This is a genomic window from Terrisporobacter hibernicus (genome assembly GCF_020809405.1).
Lineage (GTDB): Bacteria > Bacillota > Clostridia > Peptostreptococcales > Peptostreptococcaceae > Terrisporobacter > Terrisporobacter petrolearius.
This window is the reverse complement of the sequence record NZ_CP081135.1, coordinates 581,682-593,052: the sequence shown is the minus strand read 5'-3', so window position 1 is coordinate 593,052 and position 11,371 is coordinate 581,682. Positions and strand designations below refer to the sequence as shown.

The window sequence follows — 11,371 nt, the reverse complement described above, 5'->3', positions numbered from 1 at the left end:
AATTATTAGTTATAAAGATAAAGATATATATAACATATTATTTTAAAATGTATTTAAAATAAGAAAGGACTAAAATGAAAAAAATATTAGTATTAGCAGAAAAACCTTCAGTTGGAAGAGATATTGCTAGAGTATTAAATTGTAATAAAGAAAAAAATGGATATATAGAAGGAAATAAATATATAGTAACTTGGGCATTAGGACATCTCGTAACCCTTGCTGATCCTGAAAGTTATGGGGAAAAATACAAGTCTTGGAAAATGGAAGACTTACCAATAATTCCTCCAAAATTAAAAACAGTAGTTATTAAAAAAACATCTAAACAGTTTAACACTGTTAAATCTCAGTTAAACAGAGATGATGTTTGTGAAATAGTTATAGCAACAGATGCAGGAAGAGAAGGAGAGCTTGTTGCCAGGTGGATAATAGAAAAGTCTCATGTAAAAAAGCCGATTAAACGTCTTTGGATTTCATCAAGTACAGACAAAGCAATTAAAGAAGGCTTTGAAAAATTAAAAGATGGAAGGCAGTATAATAATTTATATTATTCAGCAATAGCAAGAGCAGAAGCTGACTGGATTGTAGGAATAAATGGTACTCGTGCTCTTACTACAAAATATAATGCTCAACTTTCTTGCGGTAGAGTTCAAACTCCAACTCTTGGAATGATCTTAAAAAGAGAAGAAGAAATAAGAAAATTTGTGCCAAAGGAGTATTATTCTATAGATATTTCGACTAAAAAAGGTAGCTCTAATTTTAAGATGAATTGGATAGATAAAAAAAACAACACTACTTCTTTTAATGAAGAGAAAATAGAAAATATAGCAAAAAAATTAAATAATAAAGAAATAAAAATTATAGATGTTAAAAAAATAGATAAGAAAAGATACTCTAAACCACTATATGATTTGACTGAGTTACAAAGAGATGCAAATAAAAAATTTGGTTTCTCAGCAAAAGAAACATTATCAATAATGCAAAAGTTATACGAACATCACAAAGTTCTTACTTATCCAAGAACAGATTCTAGATATTTGACTACGGATATAGTTGAAACGTTAAAGGATAGAGTGAAAGCAGTTAATGTAAGTGATTATTCAAAAGTTTGTAATAAATTATTAAAAACTAATATAAAAGGAAATAAATCCTTTGTAGATAATTCTAAAGTTACTGACCACCATGCAATAATACCCACAGAAGAAAGAGTATTTCTTGGTGATTTAAGTGATAAAGAAAGAAAAATTTATGACTTAGTAGTAAAAAGATTTTTAAGCATACTTTCTCCTCCATTTGAATATGTGGAAACTACTATTATTGGTAGTTGTGAAGGAGAGAACTTTAGAGTTAAAGGTAATAAAGTGATTAACCTAGGATTTACAGAAGGATATGGTGATGATGAAGAGGAAAAACTAGGTAGTATTCCAGAAATCTTAGTAAATGATGTATTAAAAATTGAAGAAGTAAAAATAAAAACTGGAAAAACTAATCCACCTCCATATTTAAACGAAGGAACTTTGCTTACAGAAATGGAAAAAAATAATCTGGGAACAGTTGCCACTAGAGCAGATATAATCGAAAAATTATTTAATTCTTTCTCAGTGGAAAAGAAAAATAATAAAGAAATGCATATTACTTCAAAAGGTAGACAATTATTAGATTTAGCTCCCCAAAAATTAAAAACACCAGATTTAACAGCTCAGTGGGAAAAGAAACTTACAGATATATCTAATGGAAAAGGTGATAAAGAGACTTTTATTGAAGATATTAAAACTTATACAAAAGAAATAGTAAAAGATATAAATAAAAGTGATAGTAAGTTCAAACATGATAATTTAACAAAAAATAAATGTCCTAACTGTGGTAAATTTATGCTTGAAGTTAATGGTAAAAAAGGGAAAATGTTAGTTTGTGAAGACAGAGAGTGCAATACAAGGAAAACAGTATCACAAGTAACAAATTCTAGATGTCCTAATTGTCATAAAAAATTAGAACTTAGAGGAGAAGGAGAAAATAAACTATTTGCATGTGCATGTGGATATAGAGAAAAATTATCTGCTTTTAATAAAAGAAAGCAAGAAGAAAAGCAAAAAGGATCTAAAAAAGATATACAAAAATACTTAAAGAACCAAAATAAAAAAGAAGAAAGTTTCAACAATCCATTTGCTGAAGCTTTAGCAAAATTAAAAAAATAAAATATTTAATATAAAAAATGGGTAAATAATATTTGGGAAATTTTATTGAAATCTATGAAATCTATGAGCAAAAGAGGTGTGAGTATGAATAATTTAAGTACAAGGGCCTTAGCTATAATAGAAATATTACAAGAGTTAAATCATCCTGTAAGTAGTTTAGCTTTAAGTGAAGAGATTGGGTGTTCAACAAAAACAATTCAAAGTGAAATTAAAGATATTAATAAACAACTTAAGGATACAAAAATAATTTCTATTAGGGGAGTAGGTTATAAATTAGAAGGAAAAATTGATGTATCTGAATGTAATAATAATACTTTAGGAAACATAGATAGAATTGAATTTATAATTAAAACAATGCTCAACTTAAATTTACAAGAAGAAAATAGTATTAAGTTAGAAGAGTTGGCCGATGCTATGTTTATTAGTGTTTCTTCTGTAAAAAATGACTTAAAAGAAGTAAAAGAAATTCTAAGTAAATATAATATAAATATTGTATCTAAACATAAACATGGAATAGGTGTTGAAGCTGATGAATCAGAGATTGTAAGGTGCATAATAGATTTATGTTCTAGAAAAGATAATGAACTAATATTGCACGATTTTTTAACTGAAGAGATAAGCAATAAAGTATTTAACTTGAAAAATGAAATATTAAAATACTTAAACAATGAAAATTTAATTTTAAGTGATATAGAATTCAAAAATTTATGTAGTACAATTTTTATTAAACTAAGCAGAAATAATTATAAAGATTATGATAAGTTTATTAAAAATTATATCAAAGAATATAAAATTAAACGTGAAGCAATAATGAATGATAATGTAAATAAGGAAAAAATAACTAAAGCTATTGCTTCATTTTGTAAAAATTTAAAATTAGCTACAGCTATAGATATTAGTAAAGATGAGTTCTTTATGGAGTGCTTATATAACCATATAAACAATTTGATTAAAAAAGATAAGCTGGGAATTTGCAACTATAATGTGGTAAATAATGATGTTAAAATTAAATATCCTTATGCTTATGAACTAGCTAAAATTGCTAAAAAAGCTATAGAAAATGAACTAGATTTGAAAATTGGAGAGGATGAAGTATCAAATATTGCCGTTCATGTGGGTGGGGCAGTAGAGAGATATTCAAGTAATAAAAAAAGAAAAATATTTAAAGTCATTATTGTTTGTGCATCTGGAGCTGGGACTTCTATGTTAATAAATACTAAGCTACAGCAATTATTTAAAGATAGAATAGAAATAGTAAAAATTATTCCTTCTTATTTAATTGAGTATATAGATCCTGCTGTAGTAGATTTTTTAATATCAACAATGCCTTTGGAATACAACAAAATACCTATTATTAATGTATCACCATTTTTAACTGAAAAAGAAATTAAAATAATAGAAAAGTTCATGGATACAGGATATGTTTATGAAGATGTAAATGTTAAAGACTTCTTTGATAGGGAATTATATTTTACAGATTTGGATTGTAAAAATAAAGAAGAAGTTTTAGACTTTATGAGTGATGCATTATTAAAAAAAGACATTATTGATGATGAAATGAAAAAATCATATTTTGAAAGGGAACAAATCGCTACAACAGAAATAGGAAATATGGTATCAATGCCCCATGGATCTAAAGGTAATATAAAAGAAAACAAAATAGTTGTTGGTATTTTAAAAAAACCTATAGACTGGGAGTATGGAAAAGTTAGACTTGTAATAATGCTAGCATTAAACAACGAAAAGATACTTGACTATGAACAAGTATTTTCAAGTATTTATAATAAATTAGACACCACATCAAAAGTGGTGAATATTTGTGAAAACAAATCTTATGAAAAGTTTATAAAACTGTTTTAAGCAACGGAACTATTTGAAGTGAAAAGGAAAATAGTTCGTTGGCGTCATGAGTATAATGAATTTTAAGCAACGGAACTATTTGAAGTGGCTAAAGCAGACAAAGTTAAATTTCTCTTTTAATTAAGAGAAATTTTTTGTCTTTTTGGAGAAACCCTTTTCATATAATATAGTCATAGGATACAAAAGTAAATTAAAGAGTAAAATAATATATACGAAAAGTAAAGGAGGAAATAAAGTGATATACACTGTAACCCTAAATCCCTCTATAGATTATGTTATTAATCTTGAACATTTAAATACAGGACATGTAAACAGAGTAAATAGTGAACATGTATATCCAGGAGGAAAAGGAATAAATGTTTCAAGAATACTAAAAAACTTAGGACATGATAATATAGCTACTGGATTTGTAAGTAATTTTACAGGAGACTTTATAACAAACTCTTTATCTGATTTAAATGTTAAATCAGATTTTATAAAATTAGATAATGGATTTACTAGAATCAATGTAAAAATAAAGAGTGATGAAGAAACTGAAATAAATGGTGGGGGACCACATATTAGCGATGAAAAACTTAGAGAATTATTTGATAAACTAAGTAAATTAAAAGAGGAAGATATTTTAGTCCTTGCTGGAAGTATTCCATCAACTTTAAAAGAAGACTTATACGAAAAAATCATGGAACAAGTAAAAGTAAATAATGTAAAAGTTGTAGTCGATGCAACTAAAAAATTACTTTTAAATGTATTAAAATATAATCCATTTTTAATAAAGCCAAATAATCATGAGTTGGAAGAAATTTTTAATGTAAAACTAGAAACCATAGACGATATGATAACTTATGGTAAAAAACTTCAAGAAATGGGAGCAAGAAATGTGCTAATTTCAAGAGGAAAAGATGGTGCTCTTCTTATAACAGAAAATAAAGAAGTATTTATAAGTAATGTACCAAAAGGAAGTGTTGTAAACTCCGTTGGTGCTGGAGATTCTATGGTAGCTGGCTTTATATCTGGATATATAAATAGCAATTCTTATGAAGAAGCTTTAAAACTAGGAGCGGCAAGTGGAAGCGCAACTGCATTTTCATCAGACTTAGCAAAGAAAGAACTTATTGAAGAATTAATAAAAAAAATAAGTGTTAAGAGGAGATAAAGAATGAGAATAATTGATCTTATTAATAAAAACTCAGTGAAGCTAAACTTAGTTTCAAAAGATAAATCGAATGTAGTAGATGAATTAGTTGATTTAGTTAACAATAGTGGAAATTTAAATAATAAAAAAGAATATAAAGAGGCAATTCTTGCTCGTGAAGAGTTAAGTACTACTGCCATAGGAGAAGGTGTAGCAATTCCACATGCAAAAAACAAAGCTGTAAACGAAGCTTGTTTAGCTGCGGCAATATCAAAAGAAGGAATAGATTACGAAGCATTTGATGATAGTTTATCTCATTTATTCTTTATGATAGCTGCACCAGACGGAGCAAATGACACTCATCTGGAAGTTTTATCAAGACTTTCTACTATCTTAATGGATGAAAAATTTAGAAATGACTTAATAAATGCATCTTCAATAGATGAATTTTTAAACTTAATAAATAAAAAAGAAAAAGAAAAGTTCCCAGAGAAAGAAGAAGCAAAAGAAGTAGTAGTTGAAGATAAAAAATCTGACCCACCTACAATCCTGGCAGTTACAGCTTGTCCAACAGGAATAGCTCATACTTTTATGGCAGCAGAAAGTTTAAGCCAAAAAGCTGCAAATAAAGGAATAAGTATAAAAGTTGAAACTAATGGTTCAGCAGGTATTAAAAATGCTTTAACAAAAGAGGAAATAGATAATGCGACATGTATAATTGTAGCAGCTGATAAAAATGTTGAAATGAACAGATTCAATGGTAAGAAAGTTATAATAACAAAAGTTGCCGATGGTATACATAAGGCAGATGAACTTATAGACAAAGCTGTTAAAGGTGATGCCGAAATCTTTTGTGGGTCTAAAGGAAATAATACAGAAGAATCATCAAATGAAAAAGAAGGTATAGGAAGACAATTTTACAAACATCTAATGAATGGTGTGTCTCATATGTTACCATTTGTTGTTGGTGGAGGAATACTTATAGCCCTAGCCTTCTTATTTGATGATTACACAATAGATCCAGCTCACTTTGGTATGAATACGCCTCTTGCAGCATTTTTCAAAACAATAGGTGGTCAAGCCTTTGGATTTATGTTGCCAGTTCTTGCTGGATATATAGCAATGAGTATAGCTGACAGACCAGGTCTTGCAGTTGGTTTTGTTGGTGGAATTATAGCAAGTGCAGGATATACTTTTAGTAATCTTATGCATTATGATGCAAAAACTGCTATAAGTGCAGGATTCTTAGGTGCATTACTTGCTGGTTTTGTTGGTGGATATTTAGTATTATTACTTAAAAAATTATTTTCATATTTGCCAAATTCTTTAGAAGGAATTAAACCAGTTTTATTATTCCCAGTGTTTGGAATACTTCTAATGGGATTAATAATGATAAGTATAAATCCAATAGTAGGTTCAGTAAACACAGCTCTTAACAACTTTTTAGCTTCAATGAATGGAACTAGTAAAATATTACTTGGAACAGTTCTTGGAGGGATGATGGCGATAGATATGGGTGGACCATTTAACAAAGCAGCTTACGTGTTTGGTACTGCACAACTTACAGTAGTAAATGCAGGGTCAGAACAATTTGCCATAATGGCAGCAGTTATGATCGGTGGGATGGTGCCTCCTTTAGCAATAGCTCTTGCTACAACTTTCTTCAAAAATAGATTTAGTGAAAGTGAAAGAAAGTCAGGAATAGTAAACTATATAATGGGATTATCTTTTATTACAGAAGGTGCAATTCCATTTGCAGCAGCAGATCCACTTCATGTTATACCTGCTTGTGTAGTCGGTTCGGGATTAGCAGGAGCTTTATCAATGGCGTTTGGATGTGGACTGAGAGCTCCTCATGGAGGAATATTTGTACTTCCAACAATAATAAATCCTTTAATGTATATTGTTGCATTGGTGGTAGGTTCAGTAGTAGGGTCAATTTTACTTGCAATTCTAAAAAAACCACTGAATAAAGTAAAATAAGTTTATAATTTTAAATAAAATTATGGGATTAAAAGTATTATATAATTTATAAGCAAAATAAGAGACACCTTTTAAAAGGTGTTTTTTATTGCAAAAAATACAAGTAATTGCTTGATTTAAAATGTACATTAATATAATGTATATGTATATATATTTATTTTGATTGTATATAATTTAGGATGATTATAGTATAAATGTAAGCTATTTATTGTAAACACAATTATCAAAGGAGTGTAAAATATGGGGCAACCAATGTACAAAATAATTGAAGAGTATGTTAAAAATTTAATTGACTCAGGTAAGTTAAGTCAAGGAGACTTAATACCCTCTGAAAATCAATTATGTGAAGAATTTAATGTGACTAGAATGACCGTAAGATCAGCTCTTAGTAACTTAGTGAAAGAAGGATATATTACTAGAAGGAGGGGTATTGGAAGTATTGTATTAGGTGGAAATATTTATGATAACATATCTTCTGTTAGTGGATTTACGAAGGAGATGAGAAGCAAAAATAAAGAAGTATCTAACATATTAATTGATATAAAGGTGCTTGAGGCAGATGAAGAGTTAGCGAGGAATCTCAGCTTAAATTTAGGTGAAAATGTATGGGAAATTTGTAGAGTTAGATTGGCAGATAAAAAGAAAGTATCTTACATGGTTACTTATATGCCTGTTAAGCTTTTTCCAAATTTAACAAAGAGGGATTGTGAAGATTCACTATATAAATATATAGAAGAAGATTGCGGATATAAAATTGCTATTGCGGAAAGAGAAGTTGAAGCTATAATATCAACAAAAGAATTGGAAGAACAATTAGATTTAAATAAGAAAGAGCCAATACTGTACATAAAACAAGTAAGTAGATTTGATAATGGTCATGTATTTGAGTATTCTCACACTTATCATTATGGATATACTTTAACTTTGAGCGCTGTAACAAAACAATAGAAAAGTAAAAAATAAAAATTTTATAATGAAAATGAAAATGTTTTCTTGAAATGTCTATACATTTGATATACAATTAGATTAATAAAACAAATGTATAGACATTTTATATATTTATATATTTTATTTAAATAATAAAAGACAAGATATATAAATATAAATTACACAAAAATAAATAAAAACTAATATTTTATGGAGGTATTATAAAATGATAAAAATAATGTTAGCCTGTTCAGCAGGAATGTCAACAAGTTTGTTGGTAACAAAAATGGAAGCAGCAGCAAAAGAATCAGGTATTGAAGCTGAAATATGGGCCATATCTGAGGCTAATATTGATAAGGAGGTTCAAGATGCAGATGTAATTTTACTTGGGCCACAAGTAAGGTTTATGCTAAACAAAGCTACAGAAATAGCTAAGCCTTATAATGTTCCAGTTGAAGTAATCAATATGATGCACTATGGAACATGCAATGGGAAAGCTGTATTAGACAGAGCAATTGAGATAGCAAATTCAAAATAAAAATTAAGGGGGAAATTTTATGGAAAAATTTATGTCTTTCATGGAACGTTATTTTGTTCCTGTTGCAGCAAAGTTTGGATCACAAAGGCACTTGGTAGCAATAAGAGATGGTTTTGTTGGAATTATATCAATAGCAATGATAGGAGCATTTGGGAATCTTGCTAAAAACTTACCTTTTGAACCTTATCAAAAATTTATAACAGGCACTACAATAGGTGGACACATAGGAGCAGTAGGTGGAAATTTATGGTGGGGATCCATAGCACTAATGTCTTTATTCTTAGCAGTTTCAGTTGCATATTCTCTTGCAAAATCTTACGATGGAAATGGTTTGCAAGCAGGTCTTATATCTTTATGTACATTCTTAATATTAAGTCCACAAACAGCATCAATAACACCAGAAGGCGCAACAGAAGCAATAGTTGGATGGGGATTTATTGATTGGACTTATGTTTCTACAAATGGATTATTTACAGCTATGATAGTTGCTTTAGTAACTACTGAAATATATATTAAATTATCAAATGTATCCTGGCTGACTATCAAAATGCCAGATAGTGTACCACCAGCAGTTTCAAGATCATTTGCAAAACTATTACCAAGTCTAATAGCAATGACAATAATGGCAATAATCGGAGTTATAATATCTACTCTTTCAGATGGCAAATTTATAAATGATTTATTACAAACTTATTTATCTAAGCCTTTAGCAGGTGTTGCAGATTCTCTAGGTGGAGCAATATTCGTTGCAATATTTGTTCATGTATTATGGATATTTGGTTTACATGGTGCAAACATAGCACTACCAGTTGTTGAACCTATATTAATGGACCTTGGTGGGAAAAATGCTGAGTTATTAGCATCAGGAGCTACGGAGGGATACCATGTACTTGCCGGAGCATTCTTTGATGCCTTTGTTTATCTAGGTGGATCAGGAATGATAATAGGACTTGTAATTGCACTATTTTTAGCAGGAAAACATCGTAAAGATATGATAGCTTTAGGTACAGCGCCAGCATGTTTTAATATAAATGAACCGATGATATTTGGTATGCCAATAGTGTTAAATCCAATGTATATGATACCTTTTGTATTAGCGCCAATTGTATGTACAATAGTAGCGTATCTAGCTATATCTTGGGGAATTGTGCCACCAGTAATAATGGCGAAGATACCGTGGATAACTCCACCAATATTTAGTGCAGTGATGGCTACTGGAAGTTTAAAAGGTGGAATATTAGCATTAGTTAATATAATATTATCTGTTTTTATTTATTTACCGTTTGTTATGGCAGATAAGAAAGCACTAAATAAAAAGACGCAAGAGAATGTATAATTAAAAATAATTTAAATGAATAAAATATAAATTGCGAATTTGTAAGATATCTAGACATATAGATATTTAGATGGGATGGTGTATGACATGAAAAACTGTTTGAAGGTAGTGACAATTGGAGGAGGATCAAGTTATACTCCCGAGCTAATAGAAGGTTTTATTAAAAGACATAAAGAATTGCCAGTAAAAGAATTATGGCTAGTTGATATAGAAGAAGGAAAAGAAAAATTAGAAATAGTGGGCAGTTTAGCCAAAAGAATGGTTAGAAAAGCAGGAATAGATATGGAAGTTCATCTTACGCTAGATAGAAGAGAAGCTTTAAAAGATGCCAATTTTGTAACAACGCAACTTAGAGTAGGACTTTTAGATGCTAGAATAAAAGATGAAAGAATACCACTATCTCACGGATTAATAGGTCAAGAAACTAATGGTGCAGGAGGGCTTTTTAAAGCTCTTCGTACAGTACCAGTAGTACTTGATATAATAAAAGACATAGAAGAATTATGTCCAAATGCGTGGTTGATTAACTTTACAAATCCAACGGGAATAATAAGTGAAGCAGTATTTAAATATACAAACTTTAAAAAATATATAGGTCTTTGTAATGTACCAATACATTTAAAAAATGATGTAGCTAAATTATTTCAGGTGGAACCAGATAGAATTTATATGGAGTTTGGTGGGCTAAATCATATGGTGTATGGATTGAAGGTATGCTTAGATGGAAAAGATGTAACAAAAGAGGCTATTGATAGATTTATTACAACGAAAATAAGTATGGAAAATATAAAAGCTATTGATTTTAATCCAGAGTTTGTAAGGGCATTGGGAGCAATACCTTGTCCATATCATAGATACTATTATAAGACTAAAGAAATGTTAGTAGAAGAATTAGATGAATTTAAAAAAGGAAAAGCCAGAGGTCAAGTAGTTAAAGAACTGGAAGATCAGTTATTTGAACTTTATAAAGATGAGAACCTAGATATTAAACCACCACAATTAGAAAAAAGAGGTGGAGCATACTATAGTGATGCAGCCTGTAATTTAATAAGTTCAATATATAATGACAAACAAGATATTCAAGTGGTAAATACATTGAATAATGGTGCCATAAGAAATTTTAAAGATAATCAAGCTGTAGAAGTAAGTAGTATAATAACTGCCCAAGGTCCAAAACCACTCTCAATTGGATATCTTCCAGAATGTACTGATGGATTAGTAAGTCAAATTAAGAGTTTCGAATCATTAGCAGCAAAAGCTGCAGTCACTGGGGACTATGAGACGGCACTGCTTGCACTTTGTATAAACCCACTAGTACCATCAGATGATATTGCTAAAGTGGTATTAGATGAAATGATGGAAGTTCATAAAGAGTATTTACCACAATTTAATAAGTAGGTGAT

At 29.4% G+C, this 11,371-nt stretch carries 8 protein-coding genes; all 8 read left to right on the top strand.

What is annotated here, in order from left to right; translation table 11 throughout:
• Positions 1 to 74: 74 nt before the first annotated feature.
• The 8 genes from JW646_RS02850 (at position 75) to JW646_RS02815 (ending at position 11,366) form a co-directional block, all read left to right on the top strand.
• A complete protein-coding gene (locus JW646_RS02850) occupies positions 75 to 2,192 on the top strand; it encodes a DNA topoisomerase III (RefSeq protein WP_228416526.1) in 2,118 nt (705 codons plus the stop codon).
• 84 nt (positions 2,193 to 2,276) lie between these two features.
• A complete protein-coding gene (locus tag JW646_RS02845) occupies positions 2,277 to 4,052 on the top strand; it encodes a BglG family transcription antiterminator (protein ID WP_228416525.1) in 1,776 nt (591 codons plus the stop codon).
• 235 nt (positions 4,053 to 4,287) lie between these two features.
• The gene (gene pfkB / locus JW646_RS02840; RefSeq protein ID WP_074918312.1) at positions 4,288 to 5,205 is read left to right on the top strand and encodes a 1-phosphofructokinase; all 918 of its coding nucleotides are present in this window, start codon (positions 4,288 to 4,290) and stop codon (positions 5,203 to 5,205) included.
• 3 nt (positions 5,206 to 5,208) lie between these two features.
• Positions 5,209 to 7,167, top strand: coding sequence for a PTS fructose transporter subunit IIABC (locus tag JW646_RS02835; protein ID WP_228416523.1), 1,959 nt, complete (start codon positions 5,209 to 5,211; stop codon positions 7,165 to 7,167).
• A gap of 240 nt (positions 7,168 to 7,407) precedes the next feature.
• A complete protein-coding gene (locus tag JW646_RS02830) occupies positions 7,408 to 8,115 on the top strand; it encodes a GntR family transcriptional regulator (protein ID WP_148557848.1) in 708 nt (235 codons plus the stop codon).
• 205 nt (positions 8,116 to 8,320) lie between these two features.
• Positions 8,321 to 8,632 carry a PTS sugar transporter subunit IIB gene (locus tag JW646_RS02825; protein WP_228416522.1) on the top strand — a complete coding sequence of 104 codons (312 nt, stop codon included), beginning with the start codon at positions 8,321 to 8,323 and terminating at the stop codon, positions 8,630 to 8,632.
• Positions 8,633 to 8,651: 19 nt separating this feature from the next.
• Complete coding sequence (locus tag JW646_RS02820; protein ID WP_228416521.1) at positions 8,652 to 9,968, top strand: PTS sugar transporter subunit IIC; 1,317 nt, start codon at positions 8,652 to 8,654, stop codon at positions 9,966 to 9,968.
• An 87-nt stretch (positions 9,969 to 10,055) separates the two neighbouring features.
• The gene (locus JW646_RS02815) at positions 10,056 to 11,366 is read left to right on the top strand and encodes a 6-phospho-beta-glucosidase (protein ID WP_228416519.1); all 1,311 of its coding nucleotides are present in this window, start codon (positions 10,056 to 10,058) and stop codon (positions 11,364 to 11,366) included.
• The last annotated feature ends 5 nt before the right edge of the window (positions 11,367 to 11,371 follow it).